19 protein-coding genes are annotated in these 17902 nt (G+C 75.1%); 13 read left to right on the top strand and 6 right to left on the bottom strand.

Annotated elements, in window-relative coordinates; all coding sequences use genetic code 11:
* Nucleotides 1-15 precede the first annotated feature (15 nt).
* From J4557_RS28465 to glpK, 7 genes are all read left to right on the top strand, one after another.
* Nucleotides 16-477 (top strand): nuclear transport factor 2 family protein, encoded by a 462-nt coding sequence (locus J4557_RS28465; RefSeq protein WP_208269825.1) that lies wholly within the window; start codon nt 16-18, stop codon nt 475-477.
* Nucleotides 478-566: 89 nt separating this feature from the next.
* Nucleotides 567-2237: an FUSC family protein gene (locus J4557_RS28470; protein ID WP_208269826.1), complete on the top strand. Its 1671-nt coding sequence runs from the start codon at nt 567-569 to the stop codon at nt 2235-2237.
* Nucleotides 2238-2280: 43 nt separating this feature from the next.
* On the top strand, nt 2281-2784 hold the full coding sequence (locus J4557_RS28475; protein WP_208269827.1) for a MarR family winged helix-turn-helix transcriptional regulator: 504 nt from the start codon (nt 2281-2283) through the stop codon (nt 2782-2784).
* Nucleotides 2785-2889: 105 nt separating this feature from the next.
* Nucleotides 2890-3663, top strand: a complete 774-nt coding sequence (locus J4557_RS28480) for a cyclase family protein (RefSeq protein WP_208269828.1) — start codon at nt 2890-2892, stop codon at nt 3661-3663.
* The gene (locus J4557_RS28485; protein ID WP_208269829.1) at nt 3660-5357 is read left to right on the top strand and encodes a thiamine pyrophosphate-binding protein; all 1698 of its coding nucleotides are present in this window, start codon (nt 3660-3662) and stop codon (nt 5355-5357) included. The genes J4557_RS28480 and J4557_RS28485 overlap by 4 nt, the downstream gene beginning before the upstream one ends.
* Before the next feature lie 93 nt (nt 5358-5450).
* Nucleotides 5451-6302 (top strand): MIP/aquaporin family protein, encoded by an 852-nt coding sequence (locus tag J4557_RS28490; RefSeq protein WP_243776462.1) that lies wholly within the window; start codon nt 5451-5453, stop codon nt 6300-6302.
* 81 nt (nt 6303-6383) lie between these two features.
* Nucleotides 6384-7901, top strand: coding sequence for a glycerol kinase GlpK (glpK, locus tag J4557_RS28495; protein ID WP_208269830.1), 1518 nt, complete (start codon nt 6384-6386; stop codon nt 7899-7901).
* Here glpK and J4557_RS28500 read toward each other — a convergent pair.
* Nucleotides 7877-8866 carry a Gfo/Idh/MocA family protein gene (locus J4557_RS28500; protein WP_208269831.1) on the bottom strand — a complete coding sequence of 330 codons (990 nt, stop codon included), beginning with the start codon at nt 8864-8866 and terminating at the stop codon, nt 7877-7879. The two genes, glpK and J4557_RS28500, sit on opposite strands and share 25 nt — an antisense overlap.
* 119 nt (nt 8867-8985) lie before the next feature.
* Between J4557_RS28500 and J4557_RS28505 the strand changes: the two genes are divergently transcribed.
* Nucleotides 8986-9831 (top strand): S1 family peptidase, encoded by an 846-nt coding sequence (locus J4557_RS28505; RefSeq protein WP_208269832.1) that lies wholly within the window; start codon nt 8986-8988, stop codon nt 9829-9831.
* Between the two features lie 6 nt (nt 9832-9837).
* Here the strand turns inward: J4557_RS28505 and J4557_RS28510 are convergent, their stop codons facing one another.
* Nucleotides 9838-10653 carry a SigB/SigF/SigG family RNA polymerase sigma factor gene (locus tag J4557_RS28510; RefSeq protein ID WP_208269833.1) on the bottom strand — a complete coding sequence of 272 codons (816 nt, stop codon included), beginning with the start codon at nt 10651-10653 and terminating at the stop codon, nt 9838-9840.
* Nucleotides 10654-10827: 174 nt separating this feature from the next.
* Here J4557_RS28510 and J4557_RS28515 point away from each other — a divergent pair, with 174 nt between their 5' ends.
* The 5 genes from J4557_RS28515 to J4557_RS28535 all read left to right on the top strand — a co-directional run bounded on the left by J4557_RS28515 (nt 10828) and on the right by J4557_RS28535 (nt 13877).
* Nucleotides 10828-11289: an SRPBCC family protein gene (locus J4557_RS28515; protein ID WP_208269834.1), complete on the top strand. Its 462-nt coding sequence runs from the start codon at nt 10828-10830 to the stop codon at nt 11287-11289.
* Between the two features lie 172 nt (nt 11290-11461).
* Nucleotides 11462-11947 (top strand): fluoride efflux transporter FluC, encoded by a 486-nt coding sequence (locus J4557_RS28520; protein ID WP_307800253.1) that lies wholly within the window; start codon nt 11462-11464, stop codon nt 11945-11947.
* On the top strand, nt 11944-12294 hold the full coding sequence (locus J4557_RS28525) for a DUF190 domain-containing protein (RefSeq protein WP_208269835.1): 351 nt from the start codon (nt 11944-11946) through the stop codon (nt 12292-12294). Before J4557_RS28520 ends, J4557_RS28525 begins: the two co-directional genes overlap by 4 nt.
* Nucleotides 12291-12653, top strand: coding sequence for a fluoride efflux transporter FluC (locus J4557_RS28530; protein WP_208269836.1), 363 nt, complete (start codon nt 12291-12293; stop codon nt 12651-12653). Before J4557_RS28525 ends, J4557_RS28530 begins: the two co-directional genes overlap by 4 nt.
* Nucleotides 12654-12995: 342 nt before the next feature.
* A complete protein-coding gene (locus J4557_RS28535; protein WP_307800254.1) occupies nt 12996-13877 on the top strand; it encodes a polysaccharide pyruvyl transferase family protein in 882 nt (293 codons plus the stop codon).
* Between the two features lie 19 nt (nt 13878-13896).
* Here J4557_RS28535 and J4557_RS28540 read toward each other — a convergent pair whose 3' ends face one another.
* Genes J4557_RS28540 through J4557_RS28555 form a run of 4 tightly spaced genes read right to left on the bottom strand, consistent with a single transcriptional unit; the run spans nt 13897 to nt 17870 of the window.
* Nucleotides 13897-14853, bottom strand: a complete 957-nt coding sequence (locus J4557_RS28540) for an NAD-dependent epimerase/dehydratase family protein (RefSeq protein ID WP_208269837.1) — start codon at nt 14851-14853, stop codon at nt 13897-13899.
* A gap of 10 nt (nt 14854-14863) precedes the next feature.
* Entirely contained in the window at nt 14864-15808 is a 945-nt protein-coding gene (locus J4557_RS28545; protein ID WP_307800255.1) for a glycosyltransferase family 9 protein, read from the bottom strand.
* Nucleotides 15799-16476, bottom strand: coding sequence for an SDR family oxidoreductase (locus tag J4557_RS28550; protein ID WP_208269838.1), 678 nt, complete (start codon nt 16474-16476; stop codon nt 15799-15801). The genes J4557_RS28545 and J4557_RS28550 overlap by 10 nt, the downstream gene beginning before the upstream one ends.
* The gene (locus J4557_RS28555; protein WP_208269839.1) at nt 16473-17870 is read right to left on the bottom strand and encodes a PfkB family carbohydrate kinase; all 1398 of its coding nucleotides are present in this window, start codon (nt 17868-17870) and stop codon (nt 16473-16475) included. Before J4557_RS28555 ends, J4557_RS28550 begins: the two co-directional genes overlap by 4 nt.
* Nucleotides 17871-17902 lie beyond the last annotated feature (32 nt).

The following is a 17902-nucleotide window of genomic DNA, read 5'->3' on the forward strand; positions in this document are numbered from 1 at the left end:
GGACGGGTGAGGCGGTTGGCGGTCAGCAGGCAGACGATGACGGACGAGCAGCGCAAGTCGGTCGCGCTGGAGTACCTCAAGGGGTTCGACAACGGCGGGGTGACGTCCGACGGCGCGCCGCTGCTGGACCTGTTCGCCGACGACGCGCAGGTCTACTTCCCGAAGTGGGGCCTCGCGACCGGCAAGGAGGCGATCGGCCGGCTGTTCGGCGACGTCGGCGCGACCATCGCGTCCATCGAGCACCACTACGCCACGTTCAACTGGGTGTTCTCGGGCGGGGACACGCTGGTGGTGGAGGGCACGAGCCACGGCGAGCACCGGGACGGGCCGTGGCGGGCGGGCGTGCCCGAGTGGGGCGCCGGGCGGTGGTGCGACGTGTTCGAGATCCGCGACTGGAAGATCCAGCGGGTGTTCATCTACCTGGATCCGGACTACGCGGGCGGCGACACGGCCCGTTATCCCTGGTTGAAAGACTAGCCGGGCTCGAAGGGCCGGGCGGGGGGACGTGGCGGGGAGCACACGCCGAGCATATATTTCACGAGTAAATTACTTGTTAAGCTTTAACGGTGAGCGAGGAGAGCATCGGCGTCCCGGCCGTCCGGATCCGGCCGCTTCCGCTGCGGGGCGTCCTGAAGGTCGGCGAGGCGGCCGACATCTGGCACAAGGCCGCGCTGAGCGCGCCCGTCGCGTTCGGCGTGCCGGCGCTGGTCCTCCTGGCCCTGGGCCGGCTCGACCTCGCGCTCTACACCTCCGCCGGGTCGCTGTGCGCGATCTACTCGCACGGCGAGCCGTACGCCTCCCGCGCCCGCTTCATGGCGGTCGTGGTCCTCGGCATGCTCGCCAGCGTGGGGATCGCGCTCGTCACGGCGGCCTCGACCGACTCCGCGGCGATCCGCGTCGCGGTCGCCGCGCTGCTCGCCGCCGCGCACAGGACGCTCTGCGACGCGGCGCGCACCGGGCCGCCCGGCGGCCTCATCCTCACCTTCGTCACGGCGAGCTGCCTGTTCGTCCCGGGCGAGCGGCTCGCGGACGTCCCGTTCCACCTGGCCCTCGGCCTCGCGGGCGGCGCGGTCGCCTGGCTGGTGACCATGGCGCCCGGCCTCGTCCGGCCCGACGGCCCCGAGCGGACGGCGGTGGCCCGCGCGCTGGAGGCCGCGTCCCGCCTCGCCGACGCGGAGCCGGACGGCGCGGCGCGCGCCCGCCACGACGCGGCCGCCGCGGTCAACGCCGCCTGGCACACGCTGCTGCGCGCCGGCGCCCGCACCCCGGCCAGGGCCGCGGACCGGCGGCGGCTCGAGCGCCTCCTCGTGCACGCCGGGACCGTCGTCGCCGGGACCCCGGACGATCCGGACCGGCTCGCCGGCTGGGCCGCCGACCTGCGGCGCGACCGGGCCGTCCCGCGTCCGCCCGCCCGTCCCGGCGAGGACGGCGAGCTCGCGGGCATCGCCGCCGACCGCGCCGCCGCGCCGCGCGGCGTCCGGGGTTTGCTGCGGGTGCTGCGGCCAGGCTCGCCGCTGCTGCCCGTCGCCGCCCGCGTCGCCACGGGCGCCGCGCTGGCCGGCTGGGCGTCGATGGCGCTCGGCGTCGGCCGCCCCTACTGGGCGGTCGTGACCGCCGCCGCCGTCTTCCAGTCCAACATCACCCTCAGCTGGCGCCGCGGGCTCCAGCGCGCCGTGGGCAACCTGGCCGGCCTCGCCCTGTTCACCGTCCTGCTCCCGACGACCCGCGCCGGCGGCCTCGCACTGGTCGCCGTCGTGATGGCGCTGCAGTTCTGCACCGAGGCCACCATGGCCCGCAACTACTGGCTGGGCAGCGTGTTCGTGACGCCGATGGCGCTGCTGATGGTCGAGCTGGCCGCGCTCCAGCCCGCCGGGAGGCTTGCGGCCGAGCGCTGGCTGGACACCTGCGTGGGCGTCGCGGCCGGCCTGCTGGGCTGCGCGCTCGTCACCAACCGCCGCGCCACCGGGCGGATCGGCGCCGCCCTCGCCCGGCTCGACGCCGCGACGGCCGCCGCCCGCGCGCTCGGCGCCACCGTTCCCGATCCGCCGGAGGCCGCGCGGGCCCGCGACCGCCTGGCGTCCGCGCTGGTGGACGTGCGGGACGCGGTCGACGTCGCGTCCGGCGAGTGGTGGCAGGGCGCGCTGCCCGCGGAACGGGTCGAACGCGCCGAACGCGACGGGCACCGGGCCCTCGCCGCGCTCGCCCCCGGCCGCGCCCCCGCGTCCCGCGCGGCGTGACGGGCGTACGATCACCCGGACGGCACGCGGAGGGGAGCCGGGCGTGGAGGACGTGGTCGCCGAGGTGATCCGCCAGTGGCGGGCCATCCACCCGGGGCTGGACACCGCCCCGCTGGCGGTCATCGGGCGCATCACCCGCTGCGCCGCGCTGCTCCAGCAGGCCGAGGAGGGCCCGCTGAGCCGCGAGGGGCTCGTCCGCGCCGAGTTCGACGTGCTCACCGCGCTGCGCCGGCTCGGTCCCGGCGTCACCCCGACCCGGCTCGCCCGCGAGACGTTCTCCTCCGGCGCCGCGGTGACCAAGCGGGTGCGCCGGCTGCAGGAGCGCGGCCTGGTCGAGCGGCGCCCCGACGAGCGGGACCGGCGGGTCCAGCACCTGGCGCTCACCGGGGACGGCAGGGCGCTGATCGACCGGATCATGCCGGACCAGGTGGGGTACGAGGCCGCGCTGCTGTCGGGGCTGCCGGAGGACCGGCGCGACGCCCTCGCCGGCGCGCTCGCCGAGCTGCTCGTCGTCCTGGAGGGAAGGCTCGGCGGACTGATCGGATAGGGCGGCGCACCTGCGCCGGGTGACCCTGCGAACAGGGGCATCTGCGGTACGTTCGGATCACCCCGCGCGAGACCCCCCAGCCCGTACGCGCCGCCCGGAGGAACGATGCCCGTCCTCGCCCAGCTCCTCGCCGCCCTCGCCGCCGGCTCGGTGGAGATCGTCGATCTCACCGCCCCGCTGTCGGACCGGACGCCGATCCTGCGGCTGCCCGAGCCGTTCGCGAACACGGTCCCCTTCTCGCTGCGGGAGATCAGCCGGTACGACGACCGCGGGCCCGCCTGGTACTGGAACGACATCACGACCGGCGAGCACGTCGGCACCCACTTCGACGCGCCCGTGCACTGGGCGACCGGCCGCGACGGCGAGGACGTCGCGCAGGTCCCCGCGGGGCGGCTCGTCGCCCCCGCGGTCGTCCTCGACGCCTCCGAGCACGCCGCCGCCGACCCCGACTTCCTGCTGGAGATCGACCACGTCCGCGAGTGGGAGCGGGCGAACGGCCCGCTGCCCGACGGCGGCTGGCTGCTGTACCGGACGGGCTGGGACGCGCGCTCCGGCGACCAGGAGGAGTTCCTCAACGCCGACGAGAACGGCTCGCACGCGCCCGGCGTCTCGCCGGAGTGCGCCCGCTGGCTGGCGGAGGAGACGCCGCTGCTCGGGCTCGGGGTGGAGACGGTCGGCACCGACGCGGGCGGCGCGCACGCGTTCGACCCGCCGTTCCCCTGCCACTCCTACTTCCTCGGCGCCGGCAAGTACGGCCTCACCCAGCTGCAGAACCTCGCCCGCCTGCCGGTCCGCGGCGCCGTGCTGGTCGCCGCGCCGCTGCCGATCGTCGGCGGCTCCGGCAGCCCGGCCCGCGTGCTGGCCCTGGTCGAGCGATGATCGTCGCGGAGGCCGTGGGGGAGGCCCTCGCCCGCCTCGGCGCCGAGACCGTGTTCGGCGTGGTGGGCAGCGGCAACTTCCACGTCACCAACGCGCTCGCCGCGCACGGCGCCCGGTTCGTCGCCGCCCGCACCGAGGGCGGCGCGGCCACGATGGCGGACGCCTACGCGCGGGTGAGCGGCGGGCTCGGGGTGGTGTCGGTGCACCAGGGGCCGGGCCTCACCAACGCCGTCACCGGCATCGCCGAGGCCGCCAAGAGCCGCACGCCGCTGCTGGTGCTGGCCGGCGAGGTGGCCGCGTCGGCGGTCCGCTCGAACTTCCGGATCGACCAGGCCGCGCTGGCGGCGGCCGTCGGCGCCGTCCCCGAGCGGGTGCGCTCCCCGGAGACCGCGCTCGCCGACGTGGCGCGGGCCTGCCGCACCGCGGTCGCCGAGCGCCGCACGGTGCTGCTCGGGCTGCCACTGGACGTCCAGGGCGCGGAGCTGCCCGACGGGGACGCGCGGGCGGCCGCGCCCGCGGGCCACCGGCCCCGCCCGTCGCGGGTGCCGCCGCTGCCCGTGCCGCCTCCGGGAGCGGTCGCCCGGCTCGCCGACGCGCTGCAGGCCGCCGAGCGCCCCGTCTTCATCGCCGGGCGCGGGGCGCGGCTCGCGGGCGCCGGCGGTGAGCTCGCCGCGCTCGCCGCCCGGTGCGGCGCGCTGGTCGCCACCTCCGCCGTCGCCCGGGGGCTGTTCGTCGGCGACCCGTACGGCCTGGACGTCAGCGGCGGGTTCGCGACCCCCGCGGCGGCCGAGCTCATCGCCGGCGCCGACCTGCTCGTCGCGTGGGGCTGCTCGCTGAACATGTGGACGACCCGGCACGGCGCCCTCGTCGGCCGCGCGGCCACGGTCGTCCAGGTCGACGTGGACGCCCGTGCGCTCGGCGCGCACCACCGGGTCGACCTCGGCCTCATCGGCGACGCCGCGGAGACCGCGCGGGCCGCCGCCGCGGAGCTGGAGGCGCGCGGGCACTCCGCCACCGGGTACCGCACCGCGGACGTCGCCGAGCGCCTCGCCCGCGAGGGCCGCTGGCAGGACGTCCCCTACGAGGAGGACAAGGAGCACGACCGGCACCCCGGCGGCGGCCCGCGCATCGACCCGCGCACGCTGACGATCGCGCTGGACGGGATGCTGCCGCGCGAGCGCACCGTCGCCGTCGACTCCGGCAACTTCATGGGCTACCCGGCGATGTTCCTGGACGTCCCGGACGCCGACGGGCTGGTGTTCACGCAGGCGTTCCAGTCGATCGGGCTGGGCCTGGCCACCGCGATCGGCGCGGCGGTGGCCCGTCCCGGCCGGCTCACCGTCGCCGCGCTCGGCGACGGCGGCGCGCTGATGGCCGCCGCCGAGCTGGAGACGGCCGTCCGGCTCGGCCTCGGCCTGCTGGTGGTCGTCTACGACGACGAGGCCTACGGCGCGGAGGTCCACCATTTCGGGCCGTCGGGGCATCCGCTCGGCACCGTCACGTTCCCGCCCGCCGACCTGGCCGCGATCGGCCGGGGCTACGGCTGCGCGGCGGCGACCGTCCGGCGGCCGGCCGACCTCGGCGCCGTGGCGCGCTGGCTGGCCGGGCCCCGCGACCGGCCGATGCTGGTGCACGCGAAGATCACGCGGGGGCGGCCGTCCTGGTGGCTGGAGGAGGCGTTCCGAGGACACTGACCTGCGCGGGTTCGTGTAGCGGACGATCGCGGGGGAAGGAACGCGGAAAGTGATCATCCACTGCACCCAGCGTCACATCCCCGAGGAGGAGAGATGGCCGCACTCCCGCGAGGACGAAGACTCCCGGACCTCGCCGTCGAGATGTCCGCGGAGTTCGCGGGGACCCTGATCCTCATCCTCTTCGGAGTGGGCGTCGTCGCGCAGGCCGTCGCGGCCAGCGGGCTCGGCGCCCCGCAGAGCCTCGGCGGCCACGACGCCATCACCTGGGCGTGGGGGTGGGGGGTGACGCTCGGCGTCTACGTCTCGGCGCGGCTCAGCGGCGGCCACATCAACCCGGCGGTGACGATCGCGCTCGCGGTCTTCAAGGGCTTCCCGTGGCGGAAGGTCGTCCCGTTCATCTTCGCCCAGGTGCTCGGCGCGTTCATCGCGGCGCTCATCGTCCGGTGGGACTACACCGAGATCCTGGCCAAGTTCGACCCCGGGCACACCGCCAAGTCGCAGTTCGTGTTCTCCACCATGCCGGGCAACGGGTCGCTGCCGATCCACACCTGGGGCGCGTTCCGCGACCAGATCATCGGCACCGCGATCCTGCTGTTCCTGGTGCTGGCGCTCACCGATCCGCGCAACTCGCCTCCGCTGGCGAACCTGGCGCCGCTCATCATCGGGCTCGTCGTGGTCGCGATCGGCATGGCGTTCGGCTCGGCCGCCGGGTACGCGATCAACCCGGCGCGCGACTTCGGCCCGCGGCTCGCGCAGTACATCACCGGCTACGACACCGCCTGGCGAGATCAGTACGGGCACTTCTACTTCTGGGTGCCCCTCGTCGCGCCGGTCATCGGGGGCATCCTGGGCGCCGGCCTGTACATCCTGCTCATCGGCCGCAACATCCCCGACGAAGGCCCGGGGGGCACCGAGCCGAGGCCCGAGTACGACGTCGAGGAGTGACGGGCGCCGCCCGTCCCGCCCGGACGTCCCCTGCCCCGCACGTTCCCGCCCCGCCCGTCCCGCGCAGAAAGGCACAGCCGCATGGCCGACTTCGTCGGCGCCCTCGACCAGGGCACCACCAGCACCCGGTTCATGATCTTCGATCACGGCGGCAACGAGGTCGCCCGCCACCAGCTCGAGCACGAGCAGATCCTGCCGCAGGCCGGCTGGGTCGAGCACAACCCCACCGAGATCTGGGAGCGTACCCGCGCGGTCGTCCAGAGCACGCTGAACAAGGCGAACCTGCAGCCCACCGACCTGGCCGCGTTCGGCATCACCAACCAGCGCGAGACGACGCTGGTGTGGAACCGCCGCACCGGCCGCCCGTACTACAACGCGATCGTCTGGCAGGACACCCGCACCGACCGCATCGCCTCCGCGCTGGAGCGCGACGGCCGCGGCAAGACGATCCGGCACCGCGCCGGGCTGCCGCCCGCGACGTACTTCTCCGCGGGCAAGGTCCAGTGGATCCTGGAGAACGTCGACGGGGTCCGCGAGGCCGCGGAGAAGGGCGAGGCCGTCTTCGGCAACATGGACACCTGGGTGCTGTGGAACCTGACCGGCGGGACGGACGGCGGCGTGCACGTCACCGACGTCACCAACGCCAGCCGCACCATGCTGATGGACCTGGAGACCCTCGACTGGGACGACGAGCTGCTGTCGTTCTTCGGCATCCCGCGCTCGATGCTGCCGGAGATCAGGCCGTCGTCGGCGCCCGACCCGTACGGCGTGACGCGCCCGGACGGCCCGCTCGGCGGCGAGGTCCCGCTGACCGGCATCCTCGGCGACCAGCAGGCCGCGACGGTCGGCCAGGTGTGCTTCTCGCCCGGCGAGGCCAAGAACACCTACGGCACCGGCAACTTCCTGCTGCTCAACACCGGCGAGGAACTCGTCCGCTCCAAGGCCGGGATGCTCACGACGGTCTGCTACAAGTTCGGCGACCACCCGGTGGTGTACGCGCTGGAGGGCTCGATCGCGGTGACCGGGTCGGCGGTGCAGTGGCTGCGCGACCAGCTCGGCATCATCTCCGGCGCCGCCCAGAGCGAGAACCTGGCCCGGCAGGTCGAGGACAACGGCGGCGTGTACTTCGTCCCCGCGTTCTCCGGGCTGTTCGCCCCCTACTGGAGGTCGGACGCGCGCGGCGCGATCGTCGGGCTGTCGCGGTTCAACACCAACGCCCACCTGGCCCGCGCCACCCTCGAATCGATCTGCTACCAGTCCAAGGACGTCGTCGAGGCGATGCGCGAGGACTCGGGGGTCTCGCTGGACGTGCTGAAGGTGGACGGCGGCGTGACGGCGAACGAGCTGTGCATGCAGATGCAGGCCGACATCCTCGGCGTCCCGGTGTCGCGCCCCGTCGTCGCCGAGACCACGGCGCTCGGCGCCGCCTACGCCGCCGGCCTCGCCGTCGGCTTCTGGAACACCACCGACGAGCTGCGCCAGAACTGGAACGAGGACAAGCGCTGGCTGCCCACCTGGAGCGACGAGCAGCGCGAGAAGGGCTACGCCGGCTGGAAGAAGGCGGTCGAGCGCACCTACGGCTGGGTGGACGTGGACTGAGTGAACTGGTCGGTGATCTCGTCGATCGTCCGCAGGATCGCGACGGTCTCGTCCAGCGGCATCAGCGGCGACTCGGTGAGGCCGGCGCGCAGGCAGCGCGCCACCTCCTGCGCCTGGTAGGTGTAGCCGTGCCCCTCGATGTCCGCGGTGAGGACCTCGGGGTCGCCGCCGGTCCGCACGACCGTCATCGACGCGGGCCGGTAGAACGGTGACGCGACGTCGACGCGGCCGCCCGTCCCGATGACGGTGGCGGTGTGCGGCGAGTCGCCGAGCAGGCCGCAGTGCAGCAGCGCCACCGCGCCGGACTCGTAGCCGAGCAGGACGCCCGTGTTGGCGTCCACGCCGGTCGGCGCGGGCGACGCGGTGGCCTGCACGGACGCGGGCGGGCCGAGCAGCGGCCAGGTGAACGACAGCGGGTAGCAGCCGAGGTCGAGCAGCGCGCCGCCGCCCAGTTCCGGCGACCACAGCCGGTGCTCCGGGTCGTAGGTCCGGGTGATGGAGAAGTCGGCGTACACGGCCGTCACGTCACCGATCGCGCCGCCGGCGACGAGGTCGCGCAGCCGCCGGACGAGCGGGTTGAACCGGGTCCACATCGCCTCCATCGCGAACACGCCGCGCTCGCGGGCGAGCGCGGCGAGCTTCTCGGCGTCGGCGGCGCCGGTGGTGAACGGCTTCTCCACCAGCACGGCCCGTCCCGCCTCTATGCACTGCCGAGCCGGTTCGTAGTGCAGGGGGTGGGGCGTGGCGACGTACACGACGTCGACGCCGTCGTCGGCGGCGAGCCCGGCGTAGGAGCCGTGCGCCCGGGGGACGGCGTACCGTTCGGCGAACGCGGCGGCGGTGCCGTGCGAGCGCGAGCCCACGGCGACGACCTCGTGGCCGGGGAGGCGCAGCACGTCCTCGGTGAACACCGAGGCGATGCCGCCCGTCCCGAGGATGCCCCAGCGCAGCGGTGAGTCGGTCATGGGCCGATCGTACGGTGTGGCGGTCCTTCCTCCGGCGGCGAAGGTGATCTAGTGTCCGCCGGGACAGCCTGGTCACCGGCTGGTCACCGTCCGTGTCGGCCCACCCGAGAGGACCCCGCATGAACCGGCGATTCGCTGGAGCCGTCACCGCGTCGATCGCCCTCGCGGGCGCCGCCGCCGCGGCCGCCCCGGCGAGCGCCGCCGGGGCCGGCGCCCCCGCCCGCGGGCACGGGGAGGTCGACTTCACCGGGATCGTCGCGCTCAGCAACTGCTCCGGCTCCCTGGTGCGCGGGCCGCGCTCGCGCGACTCCGACAAGGCCCTGGTCCTGACCAACGGCCACTGCCTGGAGGACGGGATGCCGGCGCCGGGGCAGGTCATCGTCGACCGGCCGTCCGCCCGGACGTTCAGGCTCCTCGACCGGACGGGCCGCACGAGCCTCGGCACCCTGAAGGCCACCAGGGTCGAGTACTCGACCATGACCGACACCGACGTCACCGTGTACCGGCTGGACGAGAGCTACGGGACCATCCGCAAGCGGTACGGGATCCCGGCGCTGCGGCTGTCGACCGCCCGTCCCTCTGACGGCACCGAGATCCGGGTCGTGTCGGGCTACTGGAAGACCGTCTACGGCTGCAAGAGCGACGCGACCGTCTACCGGCTGCGGGAGGCCGGATGGACGTGGAAGGACTCCATCCGGTACACGCCGCAGTGCCAGACGGTCCACGGCACGTCCGGCTCGCCCGTCGTCGACGCCCGCACCCGCCACGTCGTCGCGATCAACAACACCGGCAACGACGACGGCGGGCGCTGCACGCTGAACAACCCGTGCGAGGTGGACCGCGAGGGGAACGTCGACGTCCGGCGCGGCGCCCACTACGCCCAGCAGACCTACCTGCTCGCACGGTGCCTCGGCGAGGGCGGCGACGTGGTGCTGGGCGGGTCCTGCGCGCTGCCGCGGCCCTGACCCGGGTCAGCCCTCCGCGAGCAGGCCGCCGCGCAGCCGCTCGAGGGTCGCGCGCAGCAGCCGCGACACGTGCATCTGCGACAGCCCGACCTGCTCGGCGATCTGCGTCTGCGTCTTGTTGCCGAAGAACCGCAGCAGCAGGATCGTCCGCTCGCGTTCGGGGAGCTCGTCGATCAGCGGCCGCAGCGCGTCGCCGTCGATGAGGTTCTCCAGGGCGGGGTCGTCGGAGCCGAGCCGCTCGCCGACCGTCGCCGCGTCGCCCTCGGCGCCGCCGTCCGCCGGCGCCTCCAGCGACAGCGGCCGGTAGGCGTCGCAGGCGATGATCACCTGGACCGTCTCGTCCTCGGTGATCTCCATGAGCGCGGCGATCTCGCGGGTCGTGGGCGAGCGGCCGTGCTCGCGGGTGAACTTCTGGACGGCGCTCTGCAGCACCGGCCGGAGCTCCTGGATGCGCCGCGACACCCGCACGCCCCACGTCTTGTCCCGGAAGTGCCGCTTCACCTCGCCGGTCACGACCGGGTAGGCGTAGGTGACGAACCGGTCGCCGACCTCGGGGTCGAACCGGTTGATGGCCTTGACCAGCCCCAGGTACGCGACCTGCTGGAGGTCGTCCAGCGGCTCGCCCCGGTTGGCGTACCTTCGCGCGATCCCGCGGACGAGCGGCACGTGCATCTCCACGATCCGCGTGCGGAGCCGGTGGCGCCGCTGGTCGTCCTCCGGCAGGCGTCTCATCTCCGCCAGGAGGAGCTCGGCCTCGCCGTCCCCGAAGCGGGGGACCCGGGCATCGGACCGCGGGGAGCTGGACGGACGCGCCGACGTCATGGGGGTCTGGCCTCCTTGTCAGAGGTGCCGGCGATGGGCGGGGGCGCTGATCGCTGCGCCTCCTGTACCCGGCGAGCCGCCGCTCACACCGGACCCGCCGCCGTGTGGAAGGCCACCGTGTAGAAGGAGACCGGGAGGGTAGCGGGGCGGGTGACGGACGAAGGGGAGAGCCCCGTGAGCACCATCACCGAGTCGGTCAACGTCACCGTTCCGATCCGCGTCGCCTACGAGCAGTGGGCGCGGTTCGAGGAGTTCCCGCTGTTCATGGAGGGCGTCGAGGAGATCCGGCGGGTGGACGACACCACGCTGCACTGGACCGTCCGGGTCGCCGGCGTCACCCGGCGCTTCGAGGCGCGGATCACCGAGCGGCTGCCGGACGAGCGCGTCGCGTGGACGTCGACGGAGGGACCCGCGCACGCGGGCGTGGTGACGTTCCATCGCCTCGACGGCGACACCACCCGCGTCACCGCGCAGATGGAGTTCGCACCCGAGGGGTTGGTGGAGAAGGCCGGCGACAGGGCCGGGGCGCTGCACCGCCGCGTCAAGGCGGACCTGCGGCGCTTCAAGACGTTCGTGGAGTCGCGGGGCGTGCGGACGGGCGGGCGGCGCGGCGAGGCCGATCGTCCCGGGTCCTGACCGGGCGGGCCGCTCCAGCGCGTCTCCCGGTGGCCGGTAGACTGGGCGCGCGCCCTCGGGAGAGCGGCGCCGCGGCGGTGGGGCCCGCCGTCCCCGCGACGGGGGAGAACCGCGGTGCGATCCGCCAACGGTCCCTACCGGTGACCGATGTTTCCGCTGGTAGGAGTGTGCCGTGCCCGATGCCGTGACCGGACGTCCCGTGGACCCCGACGTCGACCTCAGCGTGCCGCGCCAGCGCTTCGAGCTGCGCCGCGCCCCCTGGGCGACGCTCGGCGCCATCGCGGCCGGAGGAATCCTCGGGGCGCTCGCCCGGTACGGGCTCACCGAGGCGATGCCGTACCGTCCCGGCGAGTTCCCGTGGCCGGTGTTCCTGATCAACGTGTCGGGCTGCCTGGTGATCGGGGCGCTGATGGTGCTGATCACCGAGACGTGGCGCGTGCACCGGCTCGTCCGGCCCTTCCTCGGCGTCGGGGTGCTCGGCGGCTACACCACCTTCTCCACCCATATCGTCGACTTCCAGAAGGCGCTGGCGGCCGGGGCGCCCGGGGTGGGACTGTCGTACCTCGGGGGGACGCTCGCCGCCGCGCTCGCCGCGGTGTTCGCGGGTGTCCGGCTGACCCGCCTCGCCGTCCGCGCGCGTCCCAGGGAGCGGTCATGAGAATCCAGGGTCCGGCGCTGCGCCTGACCGTGTTCGTCGGGGAGAGCGACCGGTGGAACCACCGGCCCCTGTACACCGAGATCGTGCACCGGGCCCACCGGGCCGGGCTCGCCGGCGCCAGCGTGCTGCGCGGATGCGAGGGGTTCGGCGCGTCCAGCCGCATCCACACCGCGCGCATCCTGTCGCTGTCGGAGGACCTGCCGATGGTGATCGTGATCGTGGACGCCGAGCGGAAGATCCGCGCCTTCCTGCCGGAGCTGGACGAGCTGTTGGAGGAGGGCCTGGTGATCATCGACCCGGTCGAGGTGATCCGCTACACGGGCCGCGGCACGGAGGGGAAGGCGTGACGGTCCTGCTCATCGCGCTGGGCGCCGCGCTCGGCGCGCCGCTGCGCTACCTCACCGACCGGGCCGTGCAGGCGCGCCACGACTCGGTGTTCCCGTGGGGGACGTTCACCGTCAACGTGGCGGGATCGGCGCTGCTGGGGTTCCTGGCCGCGCTGCCCCTGTCCGGGGGGCCGATGGCGTTGGCCGGGACGGGCTTCTGCGGCGCGCTGACGACGTACTCCACGTTCGGTTACGAGACGCTCCGGCTGGCCGAGGACGGCGCCCGCTTCTACGCCGTCCTCAACGCGGGCGCGAGCGTCGCCGGCGGGCTCGGCGCCGCCTACTGCGGGATGGCGCTCGCGCAGGCGTTCACGGGCTGACGGCCCGCTCCGCGCGGGGCTGCCACCGCGAGACCATCGCCTGCGGATCGTCGCCCGCGGAAGCTTGGCGCGGCCCAGGCTCGCTGACCAAGGGACCTGGCAGAACCCGGCCGGCGAGTGGGCCGCGACGGTACAGTTCCCGTCCGCCCGGTTCGGTAAACCGGCAGGTGTCCGAAGTGTCACGGCGCGGGGAGGCGGGCCACGCGGCGTTCCGTGCTCCGCCACGGACGGCCCAAGCCGGGGCCGCCGCGGGCATGGGAGCGCCGCCCCCGGGTAACAGCGCACCAGCGCGTCACCTATGGGGGATCGACATGACTCGTCCGAGCGGCGGCTGAGGGCGGCGTGCGGGCACTGGTGACCGGGTGGCCGTCCTTCCTGCACGGCGAGGCCACGGCGGGGGACGTCCTGGCGATGGAGGCCGTCCGGCGGGCCCTCGACGGCGCGGGGATCGGGTGCGACGTCGCCTGGAGCCCCGTCTTCCGGCCGGGCGGCCTCGACCTCGGCCGGGCGGATCCCGCGCGCTACACCCACCTGGTGTTCGCCTGCGGCCCGCTTCACGGCGCTCAGGTCGAGGAACTGCACCGCCGGTACGCGCGCTGCCGGCGCGTCGCGGTCGGCGTCTCGGTCATCGACCCGGACGACCCCGCCGTCACGGGCTTCGACGCCGTCCTGCCGAGGGACGCGCCGGGGACGGCGGCGCGGCACGACCTGGCGGCGCTGCCGGAGGCGGAGCGGGTGCCCGTCGCGGGCGTCGTCCTCGCCCCCGGCCAGCGCGAGTACGGGACGCGGCGCCGCCACGACCGGATCGAGGCCGAGCTCACGGACTGGCTCTCCGGCCGCGCGTGCGCGCGGATGCCCCTGGACACCCGGCTCGACCCGCGCGACTGGCGGCTGTTCTCGACGGCCGGCGAGCTGGAGTCCGCGCTCCGCCGCCTCGACGTGGTCGTCACGACGCGGCTGCACGGGCTCGTCCTCGCGCTGAAGAACGGCGTCCCCGCCCTGGCCGTCGACCCGGTGGCCGGCGGCGCGAAGGTCACGGCGCAGGCCCGCGCCTGGTCGTGGCCCGCGGTCGTCACCACGGGCGAACGCGACGCGCCGCCGCTGCTGGACCCGGCGGAACTCGACCGGTGGTGGAGCTGGTGCCTGGAGACCGGGGGCGCGGGCCGCACGCCCGCCCGGCCCCCGTCCTCCGGCCTCCTCACCGACCTCCTGGCCGCCCTCTAGCCCGTCGCGCGGACCACGGCTAGGCGGGACGGGCGATGAGCAGCTCGCGGGAGAACCACTCGATGGTGGAGCGCAGCCCCTCCTCGATGCCGAACCGGGGGCGCCAGCCCAGCACCTCCTCGGCGAGCGAGGTGTCCGGCCGCCGCACCTTCGGGTCGTCCTGCGGCCGGTCGACGAACCGGACCCGCGACGGCGACCCGGTCAGCTCGACGATCAGCCCGGCGAGGTCGGCCATCGAGATCTCGTAGGGGCTGCCGATGTTGACCGGCCCCGGATGGTCCGCCATCGCGAGCGCGATGATGCCGCGGACGGTGTCGCTGACGTGGCAGATCGACCGGGTCTGCGCACCGTCCCCGGTGACGGTGAGGTCCTCGCCGGTCAGCGCCTGCCGCAGGAACGTCGGGATCGCGCGGCCGTCGTCGGGGCGCATCCGCGGCCCGTAGCTGTTGAAGATCCGCACGATCCCGGCGTCCAGCCCGCGGGAGTGCCGGAACGCCGACGTCAGCGCCTCCCCGAACCGCTTGGCCTCGTCGTAGACGCTGCGCGGGCCGACCGGGTTGACGTTGCCCCAGTAGGTCTCGGGCTGCGGATGGACCAGCGGGTCCCCGTACACCTCGGACGTGGACGCCAGCACGAACCGGGCGCCCTTGCTCTCCGCGAGCTCCAGCGCGTTGCGGGTGCCCTGGCTGCCGACATCCAGCGTCTGGATCGGGTACCGCATGTAGTCCGCCGGGGACGCGGACGACGCCAGATGGAACACGTAGCCGACGTCGCCGGGCACGTGCACCGGCTCGGTGAGGTCGCGCCTCAGGAACCGGAAGTCCCGCCGGTCGGCGAGGTGCGCGATGTTGCGGGACGTGCCGGTCAGCAGGTTGTCCAGGCAGACGACCGAGATGTCCTGCGCCAGCAGGGCCTCGCACAGGTGCGAGCCGAGAAAGCCGGAACCTCCGGTGACGACGGCGCGGGCATGCCTCATCGGTTTCCTCCTAAGCGTGTAGCGTGAGCGCCTTCCCGGCGGCTTCGACGGCCTGGTCCGCGGAGATCTCCAGCAGACCGGGGTGGGGTTCGCGGCCGTGCGGGTCGCCGGACCGTCCCGCCCACAGCACCCGGTGCTCGGCCCGGTCGGGCGGCCCCCAGCGGGCGGGCGGGGTCGGCCCGAACAGCAGCACCGACGGCGTGCGGAAGGCGGTCGCGAGGTGCGCGACGCCGGTGTCGCCGCACAGCACCAGCCGGGCGCCCGCGACGAGCGCGGCCAGCTGCGGCAGGTGGGTGCGGCCGGCGAGGTCGTCGCGGGGGTCCAGCCCCGCGAGCTCCACGACGCGGTGCGCGAGCGGTCCCTCGCCGGGGCCGCCGGTGACGACGACCCGCTCGCCGCCGGCGCGCAGCGCCGCCGCGACCGCGGCGAACCGCTCGGCCGGCCAGCGCCGCGCCGCGAACGCGGCACCCGGATGGACGACGACGGCGCCGGGCGCGGGCGAGGGGACCGCCGGCGGCGCCAGGTCCAGGTCGTCGGGCTCGGCGTCGAACCCGTAGGCGCGCACCAGCCGACACCAGCGCGCCACCTCGTGCTCGCCCGGATCCCAGTCGGGCCCGTCGGTGTGCAGGGCGCTCGCGGACGCGAACGCCACCAGCCGGGCGGGCCGCAGCGCCGCCAGCACCCGGTGGCTCTGCGGGCCCCGGCCGTGCAGGTTGACGGCCGTGCCGACCGGCTCCGAGGGCGGCAGCGGGCCGAGCCCGGAGTCCGCCGGCATGACGTCGTCCACCGCCCCCGTGGCCAGCGCCAGGGGCGCCAGCGCGGGCGGCGCGGCGAGTGTGATCCGCGCGCCGGGCATGCCGCGCCGCAGCGCCCGCAGCGCGGGCACGGCGGTGAGCAGGTCGCCCAGCCCGAGCGCCCGCAGCACCAGCGCGCGGCGGGAGGGCGTCACGGCCACGACGGCTCGTTCGACGGGCAGACCACCATCTCCCGCACCTCGCAGCCGGGCGGCTGCCGGAGCGCGAAGGCGATCGCCGCGGCGACGTTCTCCGGCCTGTTCAGCTGGGCGTCCGGCCCCGGCTTGTACTGCTCGGTGCGGTCGTCGAAGAACGCGGTGTCCATCCCGCCCGGCACGATCATCGTGACGGAGACCCTCCCGGCCATCTCCGCGGCCAGCGCGCGCGTGAAGCCGACGACGCCGAACTTGGACGCGCAGTACGCGGTGGCGTCGCTCAGCGCCCGCAGGCCGAGCGTCGAGGCGACCGTGACGATCCGCCCGCTCGGCTCGTTCTCCAGGTAGGGGAGCGCTGCGCGGACGACCGCGGCCGTGCCGAGCAGGTTCACCTGCACGACCCGCTCCCAGTCCTCGGCGGGCACGTCGCCCAGGGTGCCGCACGCGTCGGTGCCGGCCGCGGTGACGACCGCGTTGAGGCCGCCCGCCGCGCGCGCCAGCCCGTGCACGGCGCGCTCGGCGCAGGGCCGGTCCGCGAGGTCCGCCTGCATGTGCTCGAAGTCGTCCTTCGGGGGGTGCCGGTCGAGGACGAGGGGCCGCCCTCCGTCCTCCGCGACCTTGCGCGCGACGGCCGCGCCGAGTCCGGAGGACCCGCCGGTGATGAGGACGTTCATGACGCGTTTCCCTTCGTGGTGGACAGCAGGCGCGTGGTGGAGCGCCCTTCCAGCAGAGGCAGCAGGACCACCTCGCCGTTGTGCGCCCGGACCGTCTCGGCCTCGGGCAGGATCGTCCCGGCGTAGTCGGCGCCCTTGACCCAGACGTCGGGGCGCAGCCGCTCCAGGAGCGGCGCCGGGGTGTCGTCGTCGAACACGACCGCGGCGTCCACGTCGCTGAGCGCCTCCAGCACCCGGACGCGGTCCGCGGCCGGCGTCACCGGGCGGGTCGGGCCCTTGCGGCGGCGCACCGAGGCGTCGGAGTTGACGCAGACGATCAGGCAGTCGCCGAGCCGCCGGGCCTGCTGCAGCATGCTCACGTGCCCGGCGTGCAGCAGGTCGAAGCAGCCGCCGGTCGCCACGACCGTGCCGCCCGCCCGCCGCGTCCGCTCGACGACGTCCCAGGCGTCCTCCCCGCGCTCGGGAACGAGCCGGGCCGTGCCGGACTCGGCGAGCTGCGCCGCGACGGCCGCCGCTGCGCCCGCCCGGACGTAGTCCGACGCGCGCCGCACGCCCGCGGTGACCGCGCCGGTGAGCGACGCCCCCTCCACGAGCGCCTCCACCGTTCCGGCGGCGAAGCTGTCGCCCGCGCCGCAGGCGTCGCCGCGGGCCGGCTCGGCGGGGGCCAGGAACGGCGCCTCCGACCCGTCGCACAGCAGCGCGCCCTCGGACCCGAGCGTGATCGCGACGCCCTCGATGCCCCACGCCCGGCCGAGGTGCCGGCCGCGGCGGCCCGCCGCCGACAGCCCGAACCCGGTGATGTCGGCGCCGTCCGCGGCGGCCAGCCGGGCGGCCTCCTCCTCGTTCGGGGTGAGCAGCCGCGTCCCCGGCACCGGCGGCTCGCCGCGCGGATGCGGGTCCCACACGACCGGGACCCCGCGCGGCAGCGCCGCGAGCAGCGACCGGACGGCGCGGTGCCGGGTCACCCCGCGCCCGTAGTCGGAGACCAGCACCGCGCCGGCCCCCGAGATCGCGTCGGTGACGCGCGGACCGACGGGCCCGTCGAGGGCCTGCCCTTCCCCGGCGTCCAGGCGCGCCACCGACTGGTCTCCCGAGCGGATGCGCAGCTTGCAGGGGGTGCCGCCGTGCAGGTGGAATGCGGCGACCTCCATGTGCCGCTCCAGCATGGCGCGCAGCCGCCGTCCCGGCTCGTCGTCGGCGAGCGCGGTGACCAGCACGACCTCCCGGCCGCCGGCCGCCGCCAGCAGCGCGGCCAGCCCGGCGCCGCCGGGCCGGGCGTGCTCCTCCGCCTGCTCGACGACCGGGACGGGCGCGTCCGGGCACAGCCGGCTGCTCGTGCCGACGATGTCGACGTCGAGCAGCACGTCGCCCACGACCACCAGCGGTGCGGTCATCTCGCCTCCTTCCGGGGGGACGGGCCCCCATA

It is taken from the genome of Actinomadura nitritigenes (genome assembly GCF_017573545.1).
Taxonomy (GTDB): Bacteria; Actinomycetota; Actinomycetes; order Streptosporangiales; family Streptosporangiaceae; genus Spirillospora; species Spirillospora nitritigenes.